Origin of the sequence: Streptomyces sp. AM 4-1-1, assembly GCF_029167625.1 — a bacterium.
GTDB lineage: Bacteria > Actinomycetota > Actinomycetes > Streptomycetales > Streptomycetaceae > Streptomyces.
In genome coordinates this window covers 6,406,954-6,426,446 of record NZ_CP119145.1, presented here as the reverse complement: position 1 = coordinate 6,426,446, position 19,493 = coordinate 6,406,954, and the positions used below count along the sequence as shown (strand labels likewise).

Genomic DNA, 19,493 nt, shown 5'->3' with positions numbered 1-19,493 from the left:
GGCCCCCGCGCGCCACAGGGCCCCGGTCGCCCGGCGTCAGGCCGCCCGGAGACGGCGCCAGACCGCCTTCGCCGCGTGGTGGCCCGACATGCCGTGCACGCCGGGGCCGGGCGGAGTGGCGGAGGAGCAGATGAACACCGCGGGGTGCGCGGTGGCGTACGGCACCCGGGCCAGCTTGGGACGGATGACGGTCTGGAGCCCGGCGAAGGCACCGCAGGCGATGTCGCCGTCGACGTAGTTGGCGTTGCGCGCGGCCAGTCGGGGCGGACCGGCGACCGCGCGGGCGAGGACCAGATCGCGGAAGCCGGGCGCGAAGCGCTCCAGCTGACGCTCGACGGCCTCGGTCGCGTCGCCCTCCCAGCCCGCCGGGACGTGCCCGTACGCCCAGAAGACGTGGCGGCCCTCGGGGGCCCGGGACGGGTCGGTCAGGCTGGGCTGGGCGGTGATGAGGAACGGCACGCTCGGGTCGCGGCCCGCGACGGCGGCGCTCAGAGCCGCGTCGATCTCCGCCGCGCCGGAGCCGACATGGACCGTGCCGGCCCGCCGGGCCTCCTCCGCGGTCCAGGGGACGGGACCCGACAGCGCGTAGTCGATCTTGAAGGCGGAGGCGCCGTACCGGTAGCCGCGGTAGGCGTTGCCGAGGCCGGCGATGCGGGCCAGCGCGGTCGGTGAGGTGTCGAAGACGTACGCGCGCGCGGGAGGCAGTTCGTCGAGTCGCTTGACCTCGGTGCCGGTACGGATCACGCCGCCCTGCTCCCGTAGGTACGAGGCGAGGGCGTCCGAGATGGCCTGTGAACCGCCGCGCGGCACCGGCCAGCCGCGCTCGTGCGCCGCGAGCGCGAAGAGGAGGGCGATCCCGGCGGTGGCGATGCCGCCGTTGGGCGCGATGGCGTGGGCGGCGAGCCCGGCGAACAGCCCGCGCGCCCGCTCGTCCCGGAAACGGCGGGAGGTCCAGGTGACGGGCTGGACCGCGGTCAGCCCGAAGCGCGCCCAGCGGTACGGATCGGTGGGCGGTCCGTCCCACGGTGTACGGAGGAAGTCGGCGGCCAGGGTCTCCCAGTGGCCGAGGTACGGGGAGACGAACCGGCGGTACGCCCCCGCGTCCCGTGGCCCCAGCGACATCGCGGTCTCCCCCACCGAACCGGTGAGGACCGCGGCCGTGCCGTCGGGGAACGGGTGGGCCAGTGCCAGCTCGGGGTGCAGCCACTCCAGACCGTGCCGGGCCAGCGGCATCGCGTCGAAGGCGGGCGATCCTATGGCGAGGGGGTGCACGGCGGAGCAGGAGTCGTGGTGGAAGCCGGGCAGCGTGAGCTGTTCGGTACGGGCCCCGCCCCCGACGGTCCCGGCCGCCTCGAACACCTCCACCGCGAAGCCCCTGCGGGCGAGTTCGACGGCGGCGGTCAGCCCGTTGGGTCCCGCCCCCACGACGACAGCATCGAGCATCGACGGCACCTTCGGGCTCCTTCGTCAGCCGACGGCCAGGGAACCCAGGATATTCCGAGGCCCTGACAGTGGTGCGAGGGTAGCCCCCGCCCGCCGGGGCCCGCCCCCTCAGGCCGGGAACGGCGCGGAACGCACTGCACGGGTGTCGCATCCGTCCGCCGCGGCCGGGGCCGGGCCGTGCTCCCCGGCGGGCGGTGAAAACGCCCGGTCAGGTCGGTCACGGGGCTTCCCCGGCGGCCGTGCCGGGGCACGGTCATGCTTAGCTGGGCGCATGATCGATGACTTCCTCGCCGGGGACCTGACCGAGATCGAGGCGGCGATCCGCGCGGCCGCCGCCGCCGAGATCATGCCGCGCTACCGACGGCTCGCCGCGCACGAGATCTCCGAGAAGAGCGGTCCGCACGATCTGGTCACCGCCGCCGACCGGCTCGCCGAGGAACACCTCACCGCGTCCCTCACCGCGCTGCTGCCCGGCTCCGTGGTCGTCGGCGAGGAAGCGGTCCACGCCGATCCGGAGGTGTACGAGGCGCTGGGGGGCGACGCCCCCGTGTGGATCGTCGACCCGGTCGACGGGACCCGTCAGTTCGTGGCCGGGGAAGCGGGCTTCTGCACCCTGGTGGCGCTCGCCCAGCGGGGCGAGGTGCTCGCGTCGTGGACGTACGCCGCCGCCCTGGACACGATGGCCGTCGCCGTCCGTGGCCGGGGAGCGGTGCTCGACGGGGAACCGGTGCGGGCCGGTTCGCCCGTGCCGGGGGCCGACCTGCGGGTGGCGATGTCCCACCCGGACTACACGACCGACGACCAGAAACGCGCCCTGCTCGGCCTGTGCACCGAGGGCGTCGACGCCCGCCCGTGCGGCTCTGCGGGGCTCGAATACCTCGCCGTCGCCCGTGGTGATCTGGACGCCCTGGCGTTCAACTGGGAGTTCGCCTGGGACCACGCGGCGGGTCTGCTGCTGGTGACCGAGGCGGGCGGCACCCAGTCCACGCTCTCCGGTGAGCCGTTCCGCATCACCGGCGGCAACGCCCTGCCGTTCACGGCGGCCCGGGACGAGGCGACGGCCCGGCGCGTCCTGGAGGCTCTGCGCGGCGGGGCCGGGGCCTGAAGCCGCCGAGACGGCGCCGGACCGGGCCGCACCGCGCCCGGGTGCGGCGGCCGTCCGCGTTCCCGGCCCTCCTCGGAAGCGGCCTGCGGGCCCCGGTCCGCCCGGGTTAAAATTGAGTGCGACCGCCCCCGTGGCAGTCGCGCGGCGGTGGGGCCCGCCGTACCCGAACCGCGGCACGGACGCCGCCAACGGTCCCTGCTTGCGATCAGTCGTGCCCGCTCGTGCGAGCGGGCACCGCGCGGGTGGGAGATGGATACGCCTATGAGGGTCCCGGGAACACGGAGGGCCGACGAGCCCGTCGACCCCGATGTCGATCTGTCGAGGCCCGCGCAGCGGCGCGAATTGCGTGACAGCCCGCTGCCGGTGCTCGCCGTGATCGCGGCGGGCGGCGCGACCGGCGCGTCCGGCCGCTACGGCGCCTCCCTGATCTGGCCGACCGCAGCGGGCGGTTTCCCGTGGACGACACTGTTCGTGAACGTGACCGGTTGCGCGGTGATCGGTGTGTTCATGGTGGTGATCAGCGAGGTGTGGGCGGCGCACCGGCTGGTGCGGCCGTTCTTCGGTACGGGGGTGCTCGGCGGATTCACCACGTTCTCCACGTACGCCGTCGACTTCGAGCGTCTGGTGGCCGACGGCCGGGCCCGTACCGGTGTGGCGTATCTGGAACTGACACTCCTCGCGGCGCTCGGGGCCGTGTGGTGCGCTGTGTGGGCGACGCGGCGCGTACTGGCGTGGAGGCAGTCATGACGTGTCCGACAGGCCCGGCGCTCCGGGTGACGGTGTTCGTCGGCGAGAGCGACACATGGCACCGCAAGCCGCTGTACACGGAGACCGCGCACCGGGCGGGGGTGGCGGGCGCGCGTGCGTTCCGGGGGATCGCGGGGTTCGGCGCCTCGTCCCTCGTCCACACCCGGCGGCTGCTGTCACTCAGTGAGGATCTGCCGGTGGCAGTCGTGATCGTGGACACCGAGGAGAAGGTCCGGGCGTTCCTTCCCCGGCTCGACGAACTGGTCGCCGGGGGCATGGTGGTCCTCGACCGGTGCGAGGCCGTCCGGCCTGCCGGACGGGCGGAGGACGGCGGGTGAACTGGCTGCTGGTCGTGCTCGGCGCCGCCGTGGGCGCCCCGCTGCGCTATCTCACCGACCGGGCGGTCCAGAGCCGGCACGACAGCGTCTTCCCCTGGGGCACCTTCGCGGTCAACGTGGCCGGCTCGCTGGTCCTGGGCCTGCTGACCGGGGCCGTGGCGGCGGGCGCCGCCTCCTCCCACGTACAGCTGCTGGTGGGCACCGGACTGTGCGGGGCGCTCACGACGTACTCGACGTTCAGTTACGAGACGCTGCGGCTGGCCGAGGACGGCGCGCGGTTCCACGCGGTCGCGAACGTCGCGGCGAGCGTCGCGGCCGGGCTCGGCGCCGTGTTCACGGGTGTGGCCCTCGCCGAGGCGGTGTGGGTCTAGTCCGTGGCGCCGGACCGCCGTCCGCCGCGTCCTCGGCGTTCTCCGGTGGAGCGGGCAGTACGAGCCGGAAGGTGCAGCCCCGACCGGGGCGGGCGTCGAGTTCGAGCCGGCCGCCGTGGCCCTCGGCGATGACCGAGGCGATGGCCAGCCCCAGCCCGGTACCGCCCTGGTCGCAGGTGCGGGACGGGCCCGCCCGGTGGAAGCGTTCGAAGACCCGCGCGGCGTCCTCGCGGCTCAGGCCCGGCCCCTCGTCGGCCACTTCGATCACGGAGATCCTGGCCCCGCAGGAGAGCGGCCGGGAACCACTCGTACGGCCGAGGCGTGGTGTGCCACCGCTGTTCGGTCCGGCGAACACCGTGCCGACCCGGACGTGGACGGGAGTGCCGGGCGGGGTGTGGATCAGCGCGTTGGTCAGGAGGTTGACCATCACCTGGAGCAGCCGGTGGGTGTCGCCGACCGCCTCCACCATCTCCAACTCCCCCGGTCCGGGCGGCGGCAGGGTGCTCAGCGGGCCCAGATCGACCGGGTGGTCCGTGTGGCGGACCGCGGTGGTCGCGATGGCGTCGGCGGCGACGGCGAGCAGATCGACGCTCTCCCAGGTGTACGAGGGCTCGTGGTCGAGCTTCGCGAGCAGGGAGAGATCGTCGACCAGCAGGTTCATGCGTTCCGCGTTCTGGGCGATCAGCCGGTGCGCCTGCGCCTGCTCCTGTCCGGGCAACGCCCTTTCCCGTAAAAGGAGTTGCGAGAAGCCCTGAATGGAGGTGAGGGGCGTGCGCAGTTCGTGCCCGGCGTCCGCGACGAACCGGCGCAGCCGTTCCTCGGAGGCCGCGCGCTGGCGCAGGGCCTCCCGCAGGCGTTCGAGCATGGTGTTCAGGGCGTGACCGAGGCGGCCGATCTCGGTGCGCGCGTCGGTGTCCGGGAGCCGCAGTCCGAGGTCCCCCGCGGAGATCTTCCGTGCCGTGCGTTCCATTCGGGTGAGCGGCAGCAGACCGAGCCGTACGACGCCGTGTCCGAGCGCCGTCAGCCCGATCGCGGTGAGGGCGAGGAGGGTCAGGTTCAGCCAGAGCAGTTCGGAGGTGGCGCCGTCCACGGTATCCAGCGGCAGTGCGACGACGGCGACCATGCCCCGGGGGCCGGTCACCCGCAGCACCCGCCAGTTGGAGCTCCCGGACGTGGCCGGGACGGTCTCCGGGCGGCCGGGGGCCGGGGCCTGATCGGGGAGCGTGAAGGGCAGCGCGGGGCCGGGCCGGTCGGCCTCGCCGAGTGAACGGTCGGACAGCCTCCCGGAGTCGTCGTAGAAGTGGACGCGGAAGTCGGTGGGGAGCATCCCGGATTTGCGTACGTTCTCCGGGAAGCCGTCCTCGCTCACGGCGTCCTGGTACGCGGGAGAGGGGACGTGGAAGCCGATGAGCTGCCTGTCCACCCGGTCGGTGAGCCAGGAGTCCAGCACGAGGAACCCGATGGCCTGGGACGCGAGGACGGCGACCGTGGCCAGGACGGCGGTGCCCAGGACCAGCCGGCTCAGCAGCGACATCGGCCGTGGCGGTCTGACCTTGATCAGCACGGGCTCTCCCCGGCGCTCTCCCGGGGGACCCGCAGACAGTAGCCGACGCCCCGGACCGTGTGGATGAGCGGCGGATCGACGCGGTCGACCTTGCGGCGCAGGTATTTGACGTAGGTGTCGACGATGCGCGCGTCGCCGTTGAAGTCGTAGTGCCAGACCTGGTCGAGGATGTCGGCCTTGGTCAGTACGCGGTTGGGGTGGGCCATCAGACAGGCCAGCAGCCGGAATTCGGTCGGCGAGAGACGGAGGTACGTTCCGGCCCGGCGCACCTCGTGCGCCGCCTCGTCCAGCGTCAGATCGGCGAAGCGCAGGGTGCCGGCGCGCGCGGCGGCCGGTGACGACGGATCGCCGCCCGCCCGGCGCATGATGGCCCGGATGCGCAGCAGCACCTCCTCGATGTGGAACGGCTTGGTGACGTAGTCGTCGCCACCGGAGCTGAGGCCCGCGATCCGGTCCTGGATGTCGGTGCGCGCGGTGAGGAACAGCACCGGTGTGTAGTCGCCCGCCGCCCTCAACCGCCGTGTCACGTCGAATCCGTCGAGGTCCGGCAGCATCACGTCGAGGACGATGAGGTCCGGCCTGGCGCAGCCGATCTCAAAGAGCGCGGACCGGCCCGTACCGGCGGTGCTGACACTCCACCCGGCCGCGTGGAACGCGGAGACCAGCAGGGTCCGGATGCTCGGCTCGTCCTCCACGACGAGGATCTTGTGCCGCGCTCGTGCGGCGTTCCGGTCGGTCATGTCGGGCGGGGGTCCTTTTCGCGGGGGCGCGGAGCCGGGGGCGGGCATGGGCGCGGGCGTCCGGTGGCGGCGGTTCACGCGGCCCGCGCCGGCCGCGGCGCCGCCGGTCCGTGGCGGGTGGGGCCGGGCGGGGCCCTTCGAGGAGCGTGCGAGGTCGTTCCGGGGGCCCGCCCGGCCCATGGCTCAGCCCGTGACCTCCTTGCGCTTCGCCAGGGCCTTGTCACGGCTGACGATCGTGGTGCGGAGCTTCCCGGCCGCCGCGCCGAGCTTCTTCGCGTCGGCTCCCGCCCTGCGGGCCTGTCCCTCGTTCGCCGCCAGCGCGGTGAGGGCGGTCCCTGAGCCGTAGAACTTCTCGTACAGCTCGCGGTACGCGGCGTGGTACGGGGCGTCGAAGGCGTCCAGTGCGAGGAAGCGCTTCTTCAGGACGTGCCCTTCCATCAGCCGGGCCATCATGCCGCCGTCCTTCTTGTCCCCGTCCTTGCCGCCGGGGAAGCCGGTCGGCATGCCGGGCGGCTGCGGAGCACCTTCCCCCGGAGCACCGGGCTGTCCCCCGGCGCCCTTCTGTGCCGTGCCTGTCTGACCCGTGCCCTTCTGACCCGTGTCGCCCTGCGCCGTGCCCTTCTGCGCGGCGTCCTTCTGACCGCCGGCCCCGGGCATGCCCGGCATCATGCCCATACCGACGGGGTCGTCCGGCCCGGTGTCGACCGAACCGCTGAAGGTCAGGTTGAAGTCCCAGCCGAGCACCCGGAACTTCTTGGAGTCCAGGTCGTACCGGAGTACGTAGTTCTTCCCCGGACCGGCCATGTCGTCGAAGTTCATCAGGAGGTTCTGCGTGGCGACGTACCGGGCCAGCGAGTCGATGTCCACGTGGTCGCCCAGGTGCTGGGCGAACTCCTTGTCCGTCGCCTTGTTCGCCCATTTCACGAGCTTCATGACCGGTTCGAGGTCCTGACTGCCCTTCTTGTTCAGCTGGTTGAAGGACGCCTCGTAGTCGGTCGGATCATCGCCCTTGTACGCGAAGGTGCCACCGGCCCGCGCCTTGTAGAGCACGCCGTTGCCGCCGACGGCCGACTCCGCGAAGTCCTTGCTCGGGTTCTCCACCATGAGCCGCGCGACCGCAGGCCGGTCGTTGACCCGCACGGACGCGAAGCCGAAGTCCTCCGCGGTCTGGCCTGAACTGGCCATCAGGGACAGGGAAACGGCCTCGTTCAGGGGAACTTGGTCGTTGACGCCGGGTCGCAGGGAGATCTGCCGGTGGCCCTGGTAGGCACGGCCCTCGATGAACTCGTCGATCTTGATGAGCCAGGGCAGTTCCTCGGGCCTGTTCGGCGAGAGGTCGTAGAACGTCATCCCGCCGCCCGTGCCGCCCTTCCCCGGCTGTCCGCCACCGGGCGCTCCACCACCCGGCGCTCCGGCACCCGGCGCTCCACCACCGGGGCGGCCGTTCTGCGGTCCGCCCGGCAGGCCGCCACCGCCGGGACCCTTCCACTTGCCGGGCATGCGTCCGCTCAGACTCATCAGCGTGGAGTTGCCCTTGAGCCTGATGCCCACGTCCTCAAGACGTGTGCCGTCGATCGTGAGGTCGGCCCTGATGTAGTCCTTGGTGCCGTGCTTCTTGAACTCCTTCATCATCGAGTCGAAGTCCGTCCGTCTGTACGTCAGTCGCAGCGAGTGGGTGGCCAAGGGGTCGTAGAGGCCGACGGTGCCCCTGACGTCCTGGACGACCCGGTCGGCCTCGGCGGCCGACGAACTGGTGACGAACGGAGCGACCCGCGCGTCACCGAAGAAGTACAGGAGTACGGCCATCCCCGCGCAGAGTGCCACGGGCGGCTTCCAGTGATGGCGCAGCCTGACCGGAATTCGATCCCTCAGCCGCCGCCCGCGTGGCCGCTCGGGCGAAGTGGTCCCCGGGGCATCCATCACAGGTCGGTCTGGTCGTATCCGGTCAGCACCGTCACGCGCTGCCCGAAGGTCCGCTCCTGGAGGGCGGCGACGAGCTCGCCCGGCTCGGTGCCCTTCTTCATCCGTACCGTGTAGAACACCTCGGTGAGGGTGCCGCCGCGGATCGTCTCGGTGCTGACCAGCTCGAACTCCGTGGTGTGGCGGATGAGGACGTCACGGATCGCCGGGGAGTGGTCCTCGCCCGTCGGCAGCTGGACCTTGACGACCTGACGCTGGACGTCCAGGTGGAACCAGTTGAACTTGTGCATCACGACGACGATCAGGCAGATCGCGACGGCGGCGACGACGGCGAGCGTGTAGAAGCGGGCGCCGGCGGCCATGCCGACCCCCATGGTCAGGAAGATGAACCCGACGTCTCTGGTCTCCTTGATCGCGTTACGGAAGCGCACCACCGACAACGCGCCGACCAGGGAGAAGGCGCGGGCGAGGTTCGACCCGACGACCAGCATGATGAGGGCGACGATCATGCCGACGATGACCAGCGTCTGTACGTACGACTGGCTGTAGGACACGTTCCGGTGGGTCGCGCGGTAGGTGTATCCGATCATCGCGCTCAGGGCGAAGGAAAGGACCATGGCGACCGCGATGTCGGCGACGCTGAACGTCCCGCTGAGTTCTTGCAGATCGAAGTTCATGGTGCTCATGCCTCCAGGGTCAGATTCTGCTGCGGCTTCTGCGACAACCGCGGTGTCCGCGGCATCTGTGGTGTCGCCGGCTGCCGCGGCGACTCGTGTTCCGGTGCGTGCGCCGCCGGTTCGTCCTCGCTCACGTGGAAGACCGAGCGCGGGGCGAGCCCGTACGCCTCGATGGTCTGGACGTACTTGGACACCCGGACGAGGTTGAGGTTCCGCCGGGCGGCGAGATCGGTGATCCAGTACGGGGTGCGTTCGTTGACCTTGATCTCCAGCACCGACAGGTGCGGTGGCACCGTGAAGCGGTTCTCCACGTCCGGCGTGCCGAGGTGGAAGTCGCGGTCACGGCCCCGGATGCGGCGGTCGAAGGTCACGCGCACCCCGGTGTCGGCGTCCCGGCCGACCAGGGCCTCGCGTTGGTAGCCGGTGATGGCCGTCGGCCGCAGGTTGAGCCGGACGACCAGTTCCAGGACCTCCTGGACGAACGCGTCCTCGTCCGGCGCGTGCTCGATCAACTGCCGCCCGTCGCACAGCTGTCGGGCGGTGGCGTACGGCAGGGTGATGCGTCGCTTCTGGGTGACCCGGTTGACCCGCTGCTTGATCTCGACACAGACCGGGGACGCGTCCGTGACGCCGTCGAGGTCGCCGTAGTGGCGGACGCGGAGCTTGCGCCGGAACCGCAGCCCGTCGATCTTCTCCCAGTAGAAGCGCAGTTGGGGGGTGTCGTAGTAGAGGCTCCACACTCCGTAACCCCCGACGGGACTGTGCGGGTCGCGGTCCATCCGCTCGGCCATCTCGTCACGGATGCCCGCGGCCCGCTCGACCGGGACCAGGTACTTCAACTCGTAGCGGTTGAAGGCGTGCAGCCGCCCGGCGACCCGGAGGGCCCGGGTGTCCGCCACGGGCGTGCCCGCCGGACCTCCCTTCCCCTGCGCCGGATCGTCCGGTTCGAGCGGCATGTCCTTGCCCGAGGCACGTCGCCACCACATAAGTCCCCTCTCCTCCACGTGGGTTCCTGCATGCGCCGCCCCAAAGAAACCCGGGCCGGATGAGGAACCGATGAGAAGTGCGGGGTAATTGCGGGAGTGTTTTCGGTGGCCGTGAGGTGAACGACGGGTGACGGACGGGAGCCGCATGTCCCAGCCGAGGTGGATGCGGTCGTCGCCTAAGCCGAGGCATTCTTCGGGCGCGGCACCGGCACGCCTGAACGGAGGTGCGTGTGGGGATGAGTGCCTGGTCACCTCTCATCGGGCCGGCGGGCCGCTTCCGGACCAGGCGGACACTCGCCGTTGAAGGAGTAATGGTGACGGAGCAACCGCTTGGCGGGGTTTGTAGGTAGAGGGTGCACCTTCTCTGGTGGGTGGCTCCGAGAGGAACCTGACGGTAGGCAGCGAGTGGCTGCCCATCCATGGGGAGAGAGTGATGAGTTGATGGGCAGCCTCCGGAGCAGCCACAGACCGACTGCCACCGAACAGTGCCGTCCATCCGAGCATCGGTGCGCGTACCAGCCAGCCGCCACGTCGGACGACATATGCACCACTCTTTTCGCGTCATTGGCCCGACGCGATCAAAGACAGAAGGGCGAGAGCTACCTGCGCGGTCTCCTGGCCACGCGGGGACGGAAATCGATCAGGAACATCGCCACGCATCTGGGCGGAACAGCGGTGGAACAGAGCCTTCAGCACTTCATCAGCAGTTCCACATGGGATTGGATGCCGGTGCGTGCCGCGCTCATGACCCACCTGGAGGGCGCCAACGTACCGCTGTGTTACGTGGTGCGGTCGCTGTGCATACCCAAGTCCGGTGAGCAGTCGGTCGGTGTGAGCCGTGGTTTCGACCCCCGTCTGGGCCGCACCTTCCGAGGGCAGCACGCCTTCGGCGTGTGGCAGACCTCGGCGTCGTTGAGCGCCCCGGTGAACTGGCGGCTGCACCTGCCGTCACGCGGGCTTGAGGAGCGGCCCCGTCCGGGCGGGATCGAGACAGCACCGGGCGCGGACACGGAAACGTTGGAGGAGTGTGCAGTCGAAGCGGCGCTCAGCACCCTGCACAGATTGGGAGGAACACGGAAGCCGGTCGTCCTGGACGTGCCCGTCGTGCAGGTCGAGTCATTACTGCGACGCTTCACCGAGGCCGACGTACCGGCCGTGATACGGATTCATGACCGCGCCCAGTTCGTGGTGGACGACACCGCCCTGCCGGGCTGCAGCGGCAGGTCGTTGACGGCCCAGCAGATTCTCTCATCGGTGCGACGCTTGCGTCGGCCGGCCATGTGGTTCGATCCGGGGCGGCCTTCGGCCCTGCGGAGCTCGTTGGTCGCCACCGTACGCATCCGGCTGCGGCCCCGCGAGGTACAGACCCCGGATGCTTTCGGTATGGGGGGGTCATCTGCTCGGTGAGTGGTCCGACTCCTGGGACACACCGCCACACGTGTGGGCGACGAACATGGACACCATGCCCGCCGCCCTCCTGCGGGTTACGAAACTGACCGCTCGCGTCGACCTCGATCTCGCCGAGTTCGGAGAAAAGTCCGGATTTCAGGACTTCGAGGGAAGATCTTTCCAGGGGTGGCATCGACACATCACCATCGCTTCGGCCGCGCACTCCGTCATGGCTCTGTCCCGTTCCAGAACACGGTCGAACCGCTACGACTGTGAGCTGTCGGCCTGAGCATTCGAACCGGGCGCCTGCTTGGACAACAGTAGCCGCCTGGTGTGCAAGAGGCGCAGTGCGAGTTGGATCTCTAGGGCGCGAGCAGGCTCTCTCCAGTCCTCCCCGAGTAGTCCGGTAAGCCGCTCGAGCCGACGGGAGACCGTATTGGGGTGGACATGGAGAACTACGGCGGCACGACTTGGACTGGCGTGAGAAGCGAAATAGGCGTCGAGAGTCCGTATCAGCTCGGAGCGACGGCGTTCGTCGCACTCAAGGACGCCGCCAAGTGTCGATCGAACGTATCGGTCCACGTCGTTGTGGTCGGACAGAAGAAGTCCGAGGAATCCCAGGTCATCGGTCACTGCCGCAGTACCCCGGCCACCGAGAATGATCAACGCTTCGAGGCAGCGCTGCGCCTCTTGATAGACGTCTCCGATTCCGCTCAGGTCACCGACCGACCCGGCCGCGCTCACCGAAACGGGATGAGTAAGCTGCCTGGTCAGTTCGCGGTGCACGGTCTCGGCCGCCACGGAGGGCTCCTTCTCCGGCAGGAGCAGAATGATGTCACCGCTCCGCGCAGTCTTCAGGCCGGACTTCCGACGCGCGTAGGAGGACAGGGTCATCACGGCCTGAGCGTGGTCGTCGGCCTCCGGCCGGACGATGACCACGGAGTGCGGTCGCGCCTGGTCCACACCAAGACGGCGGGCGAGGGCGGCCAGGCGTCTCGGTGAGCGACGCGGCCCCACGAGCAGGTCGTCGAGGAGTTCGTCCCGCATCGGGCCCGCCGCTACCGCTCCACGCTGGAGCAGGGCCATCAGCCCGACGGCGCGTTCCACGAACTGGAGAAAGTCGATCTCATCGTCCTTGACCGGTGTCGATGTCCGAATCAGCAGTACCCCTGTGCCTCCGGCGCCCAGGATCGAGGGCACTGCCCACAGGGCGTCGGCCACCTGGACCGGGGCTCGTACCGAGGACGTGGCCTGGATAGCCTCGGCCACGAGTGCCGGGGCGATATCCGGCAGACCCGAACCTGAAAGCAGCAGACCGGCGGAGTCGTACGCCGCGCCCGTTCCGCCGAGAGCCCTTCCCGCCATCTCGGCCACTTCGCACACTTCCGCACCGCCGAGCACCGAGCCGATCAGCATGTCGCGTGCCTCGCAGAGCGAGCGCATCCGGACGGTCATCGCATGCTGCCGGGAGTTGTCCTCCCCAAGATCCGCCAGCTCGGCCCTCATCCGGCCCAGCGACCTGGATTTTCCCAGCATGGCCGCCGCGAGGTCTCCGAGCGCGCGCATCAGGCTGACCTCGTCCGGAGTGAAGTGGCGCACCTTCCGATTCCCACCGTACAACGCTCCGACAGTCACATTCCCGCTGATCATCGGTGAGGTCAGGATCGCTCTCAGCCCTTCGCCACGGACGACCTCGTCCACTCGCTCACTGTGCGGGAAGCTGTCGTCGCCGAGGTAATCGGCTGTCCAGAAGGGCGCTTTGCTGCGCTGCGCGACCTCTCCCACACCGTAACCACCCTGGATCTGGAGACCCACGTTGAAGCTCGTGGTCTCACCGTCCGACGAGTGGATGTACGACCCGCCGTCCGGCTTACTGAGGCTTATGAAGGCCATGTCAAATCCGAGTAACCAGCGAGCACGAGCCGTGATGACGACAAGCAGGTCACCAGAATCACGGGAGGCACTCATGTCACGTGCGGTGTCCACAAATGTCAGTAATGCCTTTTCCCGTGCCAGGAATCGTTCCGCGTGCGCGTGAACGGTGAGCGCCAACCTCACGGAGCGCTCCAGCGGAATCAGCTCATCTGCCGCGAAGTGGGTCTCGGCTTGGTGGAGCAGATCCTCGAAGTAGCTGCGCGGAGCTTCCTGAGCGAGCAGTTGGAGAACAGCGGACTCGGGTGCGGCCGCGAAATCCTCGTACGACACCATGTGCCAACCCCCCGGGTGTGATTGAAGATCAGTCGGTCGTATTTCGCGAGAGCATAGTCCGGACAACGGTCCCAACGCCCGGCCACCTGCCGGAACGCGCCGTAGCCCACCACCTCGACGGCCGAAAGTGTCACGGCCTCACCTTGTGACGGACTCGATGACACGCGTATGGATGGGGCTGGGGACTCCACCTAGGTGCCCCCTCCCCCGCGCGGAGGGTCAGAGAGGGAAAGATGACCGAGGCGATGAGTCATATGCGTTCACTGGAACGCAGCAGGGCGTCGCGGACCAGACGGGACCGGCCGAAGACCTTCCTTTTGGACGGAAGGGAATGGGACCTGTTGGACGACGTCTTCGCACCGCCCTTCTCACCCTCAAGCGCGATCGCGATGCGTCTCGCGGGACTCTCGGCCCCCGCGGCGCACTGGCGCGGTTCGTTCCTGGAGATCGGCTCCGGCACCGGAGTCGGCGCCGTACTAGCGGCTCTGGCGGGATGCGAGCACGTGGTCGCGGTGGACATCAACGCGCGAGCTGTGGAGAACACCGCTGTCAACGCGCGTCGGCACGGGGTGGCCGACCGAGTATGCGCCGTGCGCAGTGACCTGTTCAGCGCCCTGCCCACCGGTGAGCGGTACGACACCGTCTTCTGGCACTCGAACTTCGTGTACGCACCGGACGACTACACATGCGAGTCCGATCACGACCGCGCTTACGTGGACCCGGGATACCGGGCGCACCGGATGTACCTGATCCAGGCACCCGAGAGACTGGCCGACGCCGGCCGTGTGTTGCTCCACTTCAGCGACCGCGGTGACATTCGCCTACTGCACAGCATCGCCGCGCATTGCGACCGCGAACTACTGGTAGTCCGAAGCGAACGCAACCGCGAAGGCCACGAAACGGTTGAACACGTCCTGTTCGAAGTCCGCGTGGCCAGCGCCGGAACATGACTCGGAAAGAAGCCGGTTGGACAGGAACGGACCAAACTCGACGGGCCTCGCGGGTCGTTTCACCTTGACGCACACCCCGCGAAACCCTTCCACAACCGGGCCGGCCGAACCGGGGCACGCATCGTGGCGACCCGCGACCGGCTCCCGCTCCTCACAGCCACGCCCCATGGGCTGTCCCTCGATCCCCGGCGGGCACACGACGGCAGTCGCGGCACCTCACCGCATGGTCGGGGCACCCGGAGACATCCGATACACGGACCTCCCGCCGCCTCGTTGCACACCGCATACGACAAGGTGCGCCGACCCGCCAGGGATTACGGGAATGCCCTCAGGTGGTAACTCCGCCGTCCACCACGAGATCATGGCCCACGACGAAGGCCGCCTCGTCGGAGGCCAGCCACATCACCGCCGAAACGATCTCCTCCGTGGAACCGACGCGCCCGATCGGCACTGTGCCCGCCAGACGGGCGGCGCGGTCCTCGACGCTCTCTCCGGAGCGGAAGGACATGGTGGTGTCTGTGGCACCTGGGCTGACGCAGTTGACGCGAATGCCGTCCTTGATGTGGTCCAGTGCGGCAATCTTCGTGAGCGTGGTCACTGCGGCCTTGGAGGCACCGTAGGCAGCCATACCCGGACGGCGGCCCGGGTAGCCGATGTTCGCGGATGTGTTAACGATGACGCCGCCGCCATGGTTGCGCATGTGGTTGATCTCCTGCTGCATCGCCAACAGCACTCCGGTGAGGTTCACGTCCAGTACCTCCTTCCAGACGTCCAGATCCAGGTCGCCGACAGCGGCGGGCTTGCGGAAGATGCCGGCGTTGTTGTGGGCCACGTGGAGTCCGCCGTGCCGTCCGACCACCGTTTCCACCAGCCGGATCATGTCCTCCGGACGCGAGACATCAGCGGTCACTGCACTCGCCGTGCCGCCGTCCTCCTCGATCAGTCGCACGGTCTCCGTGATCGACGCGGACCGGACACCGGAAACCACGACGGTGGCCCCTTCACGGGCGAATGCCTGCGCGCTGGCACGGCCGATGCCTGCGCCTGCACCGGTGACCAGCACGATCTTGTCTGTGAAGCGATCAGTCATTCGGCAATTCCTTCTCAGTTCTTATTCTTATCCAACATGACAGAACGTCAGTGTCGTTTCACCCGGAGCAGGGCGGCCGCTCCCACGGTGACGACGGCGAAGGCCAGAGCGGCAACGGTGAACGCGAGGGCGTATCCCGCGGCCAGGGCCGAAGGCACGGAATGCCCCGCTCCCTCCATGTGCCCAGTACGCACTGCGGCCAGAGTGACCAGCATCGACAGTCCGAGCGCGGGTCCGGCTTCCAGAGCGGTGGTGACCACGGCGCCGGCCATGCCCGCCTGCCCCGGTGCCACGTCTGCCATCGCGGAGACCGTCGCGCCCGCGAACAAGAACCCGACGCCGACGGCAAACAACAACAGGCCGACTACCACTCCCGTGTACGGTGTCCGCAGTCCGATTCCACCGAACGTCCCGAGCCCCAGCGCCGCGAGAGCCAGACCGGCCAGCATGACGACGCGCGGGCCGAAGCGGTGCACCAGGCGACCGACACCTACTCCGGCGATGACCAGCGCCACCCCGAACGGAAGGAACGCGGCGGACGCCTCCGGTGCCGAATATTCCCGCACCTGCTGGAAGTACAGCGAGAGCAGGAAAAACAGACTGGTGATCCCGGCGGAGCCGAGAAACACCGCCACCAGCGCAACAACCCTGTGTGGTGACCTCAGAAAGGAGAGCGGCAGGAGCGGTCGTGGCGCCCGCTGCTCGACCAGAACGAACGCGATCAGCAGGACGACCCCGAGGGAGAGTGGTACGAGCGCTGCCCAGGAGACCCATCCGCGGTCAGGTGTCTGGACCAGACCGTAGCTGAGGAGCGAGACGGACGCCGTCGCGAGCACCGCTCCGGGGACGTCCAATTCTCCAGCGCCGCCTTCGACTCGGCCGACGGGCAGTAGCTTGCGCGCCGAGCCGACGGCCAGGGCAGCAACGACCACAGGAACGACGAAGGCCCACCGCCAAGAGTTCGAGAGCGCAACGGCGCCGGACAGCAGCATGCCCGCGGTCCCGCCGAACGCAGCGAGGCCGCCCCAGAGCGCCATGACCCGAGCCCGCCTGGCAGGTTCCGGATGGACGACTCCGACCAGTACCATCGCCCCCGGTACGGCGAGTGCCGCTCCTGCGCCCTGGCCGAACCGGGCCGCCAGCAGGGTCCACACCTCGGGAGCGAGGCCCGCGGCCGCCGAGGTGACACCGAACAGTGCCGTACCGGCCATGAATGCCCTGCGGGCGCCGTACAGATCCGCCAACCTCCCTCCGAGCAGCAGCAGTCCGCTGAACGACACCCCGTAGGCGGCGTTGAGCAGAGCCAGTTGCGGGGTAGTCAGGCCGAGATCCTCCTGAATCTCCGGAAGCACCACGTTGAGCACACTCATGGCCAGGATCAGGACGAACTGCACCGATGCCAGCAAGGTGAAGGCCGCATTCCGCCGAGCTACACCCCCGACCACGGAGGTGCCCTGGCGTGGTCCGGGCCAGGTGGGTACGGTGTCCGGCTGCATGGTTATCGCCTTCTCATGAGAACAGGACGGTCCGGATCACTCCGGAAGCCTGATCGACTGCGCGTGCCGGAACACGTCGCGTGGGTCGTACATGGCCTTGATCTGCTGGAGCCGGGAGTAGTTGCCCTTGTAGTACAGCGCCTGCCACGGGACACCGGAGGTGTTTTGCGCCGGATCTGTGATGTCGGTATCCGGGTAGTTGATGTAGCAGCCGTCCGTGTCGGTACCGGGCACCGGATAACCTCCCGTGGCGGCGAAGACCTCGCGATAGACATCCCGGGTCCAGGCGATGTTCTCGGCGTCGTGCTGCTCTTCGGCCCAGAAGCTCTGGAACAATCCCTTGAATATGGAATCACGCTGGGCGGACGCGGTGGCACTAGGGGGAACGCTGTTGATCCGGCCGCCGAAAGAGAGCAGAACCACCATTGAGGAGGGGTTCGCGTGGTCCGCGCGGACGAGGTTGCGGTACATCGAGCCGATCTGCGCGTCGGTGAATCCCTTGCGTAGATAGGCCGACTTGTGAGCGCCACGCATGACCGGGCTACTGAGTGTGGGGTTGCTGGTACCGAGCAGTCTCACCGCTGTCAGCCAAGGCAACCGCTGCGGTGTGAAGAGCTCAGGTAATGGCCCGAACTCGCCGGTGGGTCCCGCCATCGGACGCGCCACTCCCGGCCCCAGAGCCGCAGTAACATCGCGCAGGTACGACGCGAGCAGGTTCTGCGCGCCCGGCACGGTGGCATCTATCTGGGTGAGCAGGCCGATACTGCCGTTGGACTTGTGGTTCATCATCAGGAAGCTGCAGAGGGAGGCGTACGGTGAGCCAACCGCGGCGTTCCGCTCGTGCCAGTTCCCGAAGGCCCTCACCATGCCGGTGAAGCTGTCCTCGTCCAGTGCGCTCCAAGGCAGCGAGAGCGCACTCACCAGGACCTCCTTCGGCGGAGTGACGAGCTGTCGCGCCGGTGCCTGGCGCTCGGTCCCCGGGGTGCGGAACCAATACCGCGTCACCACACCGAAGTTGCCGCCGCCGCCGCCGGTGTGTGCCCACCACAGGTCTCGGTTCGGATCAGCGGCGTCACGGGTCGCCACCACGGCTCTGGCCTTGCCCGTGGTGTCGACCACGACCACCTCGACAGCATACAGATGGTCGATGGAGAGGCCGTGCTTGCGCGACAGCATTCCGTATCCCCCACCGCTGAAGTGGCCGCCGGCCCCCACCGAGTAGCACATGCCACCGGGTATGGTCACGCCCCAGCCCTTGTAGAGCGCCTCGTAGGCGTTCAGCAGAGTCGCTCCGGCCTCTACCACGAAGGCACGGCGCAGCTCGTCATAGGAGACATCGTTGAGTGTGGATGTGTCGATGACGACATGGACCTCGGGGTTGTACACGAAGTCGCAGTAGCAGTGGCCGCCGCTCTTCACCGACAAACGTTTGTCTCCGTCCACCGCCTCCTGGACAGCCTGGACCACCTCGCTGGTGGAACGCACGAGGTGTACGGACTCCGGACGCGCACGCCACCGGGCGTTGTTACCGACGATCAGGTCGCCGTACCTGGCGTCATCAGGCAGGACCACGTTCGGGAGGGACCGCCGTCGGAGGGAGACGTTTGCGGCAGGTGTCTCCGCGAACGCGGACGACGGTCCCGCCTCCGCGACCGCAGTAGTGGCCGCCACCGCCACCGCACTTGCCAGCACGTTGCGTCTACTTATCATGCTCATGTTTTTCGATGCCTTCCCGGAGTGATGGTGAGGACCTGACGGTTCATTCGCACCAGGTCAGCCCGAGTCCGAGTCGCTCCGCGACTTCCTTGGTGCGCTGAACTGACCACCGTGCACCGGTCGGAGGCTGCTCGTCCCCGCCCACGGGGAAGCCGGCCACCATGAAGAAGCGCTCGAAGCCTCCTGGAGTGGTGACGACGCGAAAGGTCGCGGTTCGGCTCAACACTTCGTAGGAGTGCGGTACACCCCGCGGCAGGAACAAGGCTCCGGCACCCGATATCCCCTGGGTCCGTTCACCAACCGTGATCACCAGTTCGCCATCACCCACGATGAACAACTCGTCTTCCAGCGAGTGGACGTGGCGAGGCCCACGCTCACCACAGACCGCCTCGAAGCGGGTGACGCCGAGGACACCACCCGTCTGCGCTGCCGTCAGTTCCGTGGTCAGAACCGAACCCTGGCCCCACAGACGGGTCGTGCGCGTACTGGCTGTGGTCATGCTTCCCCCGAACATCAGAGTCCCCGTACCGCCGTTGGCCCTCAGACCCTCACACACGAACCGTGGCTCCGCCAAAGCATGTGGAGTGACTTCGTCAGGTTCCGGCGACGCGTCGCTCACGAGGGCCAAGTCGCCTCGGGGAATCCGATGCTGATCAGCCGGTCGATGACACCACACCGGAATACCGTGAGGTGCGAAACACATCTGACGTAGTCCTCACGCGTTCCTTCTTTTTTCTCCCATGCTTCCCTCAC

The 19,493-nt window shown here is 68.7% G+C and carries 17 protein-coding genes; 6 read left to right on the top strand and 11 right to left on the bottom strand.

Going from position 1 to position 19,493, the window contains the following annotated elements; translation table 11 throughout:
• Positions 1–36: 36 nt before the first annotated feature.
• The gene (locus PZB75_RS27200) at positions 37–1,452 is read right to left on the bottom strand and encodes an NAD(P)/FAD-dependent oxidoreductase (protein WP_275537927.1); all 1,416 of its coding nucleotides are present in this window, start codon (positions 1,450–1,452) and stop codon (positions 37–39) included.
• A 262-nt stretch (positions 1,453–1,714) separates the two neighbouring features.
• On the opposite strand from PZB75_RS27200, the gene PZB75_RS27195 reads away from it, so the two are divergent.
• From PZB75_RS27195 to crcB, 4 genes are all read left to right on the top strand, one after another.
• Positions 1,715–2,548 (top strand): inositol monophosphatase family protein, encoded by an 834-nt coding sequence (locus PZB75_RS27195; RefSeq protein WP_275537926.1) that lies wholly within the window; start codon positions 1,715–1,717, stop codon positions 2,546–2,548.
• Positions 2,549–2,809: 261 nt separating this feature from the next.
• Positions 2,810–3,295: a CrcB family protein gene (locus PZB75_RS27190; protein WP_275537925.1), complete on the top strand. Its 486-nt coding sequence runs from the start codon at positions 2,810–2,812 to the stop codon at positions 3,293–3,295.
• A complete protein-coding gene (locus tag PZB75_RS27185; protein ID WP_275537924.1) occupies positions 3,292–3,633 on the top strand; it encodes a DUF190 domain-containing protein in 342 nt (113 codons plus the stop codon). The genes PZB75_RS27190 and PZB75_RS27185 overlap by 4 nt, the downstream gene beginning before the upstream one ends.
• A complete protein-coding gene (gene crcB / locus PZB75_RS27180) occupies positions 3,630–4,004 on the top strand; it encodes a fluoride efflux transporter CrcB (RefSeq protein WP_275537923.1) in 375 nt (124 codons plus the stop codon). Before PZB75_RS27185 ends, crcB begins: the two co-directional genes overlap by 4 nt.
• Here the strand turns inward: crcB and PZB75_RS27175 are convergent.
• The 5 genes from PZB75_RS27175 to PZB75_RS27155 all read right to left on the bottom strand — a co-directional run bounded on the left by PZB75_RS27175 (position 3,967) and on the right by PZB75_RS27155 (position 9,891).
• Positions 3,967–5,562: a HAMP domain-containing sensor histidine kinase gene (locus tag PZB75_RS27175; protein ID WP_275538888.1), complete on the bottom strand. Its 1,596-nt coding sequence runs from the start codon at positions 5,560–5,562 to the stop codon at positions 3,967–3,969. The two genes, crcB and PZB75_RS27175, sit on opposite strands and share 38 nt — an antisense overlap.
• Positions 5,562–6,308, bottom strand: a complete 747-nt coding sequence (locus PZB75_RS27170; RefSeq protein WP_275537922.1) for a response regulator transcription factor — start codon at positions 6,306–6,308, stop codon at positions 5,562–5,564. Before PZB75_RS27170 ends, PZB75_RS27175 begins: the two co-directional genes overlap by 1 nt.
• A 183-nt stretch (positions 6,309–6,491) precedes the next feature.
• Positions 6,492–8,228: a CotH kinase family protein gene (locus PZB75_RS27165; RefSeq protein ID WP_275537921.1), complete on the bottom strand. Its 1,737-nt coding sequence runs from the start codon at positions 8,226–8,228 to the stop codon at positions 6,492–6,494.
• Positions 8,228–8,905, bottom strand: coding sequence for a DUF4956 domain-containing protein (locus PZB75_RS27160; RefSeq protein WP_275538887.1), 678 nt, complete (start codon positions 8,903–8,905; stop codon positions 8,228–8,230). The genes PZB75_RS27165 and PZB75_RS27160 overlap by 1 nt, the downstream gene beginning before the upstream one ends.
• Before the next feature lie 5 nt (positions 8,906–8,910).
• Positions 8,911–9,891, bottom strand: coding sequence for a polyphosphate polymerase domain-containing protein (locus PZB75_RS27155; protein WP_275537920.1), 981 nt, complete (start codon positions 9,889–9,891; stop codon positions 8,911–8,913).
• Between the two features lie 441 nt (positions 9,892–10,332).
• On the opposite strand from PZB75_RS27155, the gene PZB75_RS27150 reads away from it, so the two are divergent.
• Positions 10,333–11,298 (top strand): transposase, encoded by a 966-nt coding sequence (locus PZB75_RS27150; RefSeq protein ID WP_275537919.1) that lies wholly within the window; start codon positions 10,333–10,335, stop codon positions 11,296–11,298.
• Positions 11,299–11,544: 246 nt separating this feature from the next.
• Here PZB75_RS27150 and PZB75_RS27145 read toward each other — a convergent pair whose 3' ends face one another.
• Positions 11,545–13,488 (bottom strand): helix-turn-helix domain-containing protein, encoded by a 1,944-nt coding sequence (locus PZB75_RS27145; protein ID WP_275537918.1) that lies wholly within the window; start codon positions 13,486–13,488, stop codon positions 11,545–11,547.
• 233 nt (positions 13,489–13,721) lie between these two features.
• On the opposite strand from PZB75_RS27145, the gene PZB75_RS27140 reads away from it, so the two are divergent.
• On the top strand, positions 13,722–14,438 hold the full coding sequence (locus PZB75_RS27140; RefSeq protein WP_275537917.1) for a methyltransferase domain-containing protein: 717 nt from the start codon (positions 13,722–13,724) through the stop codon (positions 14,436–14,438).
• Between the two features lie 328 nt (positions 14,439–14,766).
• Here the strand turns inward: PZB75_RS27140 and PZB75_RS27135 are convergent, their stop codons facing one another.
• From PZB75_RS27135 to PZB75_RS27120, 4 genes are read right to left on the bottom strand one after another with little or no spacing between them, the layout of a single operon-like run.
• Positions 14,767–15,528: a glucose 1-dehydrogenase gene (locus PZB75_RS27135; protein WP_275537916.1), complete on the bottom strand. Its 762-nt coding sequence runs from the start codon at positions 15,526–15,528 to the stop codon at positions 14,767–14,769.
• Positions 15,529–15,575: 47 nt separating this feature from the next.
• On the bottom strand, positions 15,576–17,024 hold the full coding sequence (locus tag PZB75_RS27130; protein ID WP_275537915.1) for an MFS transporter: 1,449 nt from the start codon (positions 17,022–17,024) through the stop codon (positions 15,576–15,578).
• Positions 17,025–17,060: 36 nt separating this feature from the next.
• Positions 17,061–18,740, bottom strand: coding sequence for a BBE domain-containing protein (locus PZB75_RS27125; RefSeq protein ID WP_275537914.1), 1,680 nt, complete (start codon positions 18,738–18,740; stop codon positions 17,061–17,063).
• A 43-nt stretch (positions 18,741–18,783) separates the two neighbouring features.
• The gene (locus tag PZB75_RS27120) at positions 18,784–19,239 is read right to left on the bottom strand and encodes a cupin domain-containing protein (RefSeq protein WP_275537913.1); all 456 of its coding nucleotides are present in this window, start codon (positions 19,237–19,239) and stop codon (positions 18,784–18,786) included.
• Between the last annotated feature and the right edge of the window lie 254 nt (positions 19,240–19,493).

Coding starts and splice junctions, on each gene's coding strand:
- PZB75_RS27155 (WP_275537920.1), bottom strand. CDS start 9,891: ATGTGGTGGCGACGTGCCTCGGGCAAGGACATGCCGCTCGAACCGGAC.
- PZB75_RS27160 (WP_275538887.1), bottom strand. CDS start 8,905: ATGAACTTCGATCTGCAAGAACTCAGCGGGACGTTCAGCGTCGCCGAC.
- PZB75_RS27150 (WP_275537919.1), top strand. CDS start 10,333: ATGGGCAGCCTCCGGAGCAGCCACAGACCGACTGCCACCGAACAGTGC.
- PZB75_RS27120 (WP_275537913.1), bottom strand. CDS start 19,239: ATGACCACAGCCAGTACGCGCACGACCCGTCTGTGGGGCCAGGGTTCG.
- PZB75_RS27165 (WP_275537921.1), bottom strand. CDS start 8,228: ATGGATGCCCCGGGGACCACTTCGCCCGAGCGGCCACGCGGGCGGCGG.
- PZB75_RS27145 (WP_275537918.1), bottom strand. CDS start 13,488: ATGGTGTCGTACGAGGATTTCGCGGCCGCACCCGAGTCCGCTGTTCTC.
- PZB75_RS27190 (WP_275537925.1), top strand. CDS start 2,810: ATGAGGGTCCCGGGAACACGGAGGGCCGACGAGCCCGTCGACCCCGAT.
- PZB75_RS27185 (WP_275537924.1), top strand. CDS start 3,292: ATGACGTGTCCGACAGGCCCGGCGCTCCGGGTGACGGTGTTCGTCGGC.
- PZB75_RS27130 (WP_275537915.1), bottom strand. CDS start 17,024: ATGCAGCCGGACACCGTACCCACCTGGCCCGGACCACGCCAGGGCACC.
- PZB75_RS27140 (WP_275537917.1), top strand. CDS start 13,722: ATGACCGAGGCGATGAGTCATATGCGTTCACTGGAACGCAGCAGGGCG.
- PZB75_RS27170 (WP_275537922.1), bottom strand. CDS start 6,308: ATGACCGACCGGAACGCCGCACGAGCGCGGCACAAGATCCTCGTCGTG.
- PZB75_RS27125 (WP_275537914.1), bottom strand. CDS start 18,740: ATGAGCATGATAAGTAGACGCAACGTGCTGGCAAGTGCGGTGGCGGTG.
- PZB75_RS27195 (WP_275537926.1), top strand. CDS start 1,715: ATGATCGATGACTTCCTCGCCGGGGACCTGACCGAGATCGAGGCGGCG.
- PZB75_RS27135 (WP_275537916.1), bottom strand. CDS start 15,528: ATGACTGATCGCTTCACAGACAAGATCGTGCTGGTCACCGGTGCAGGC.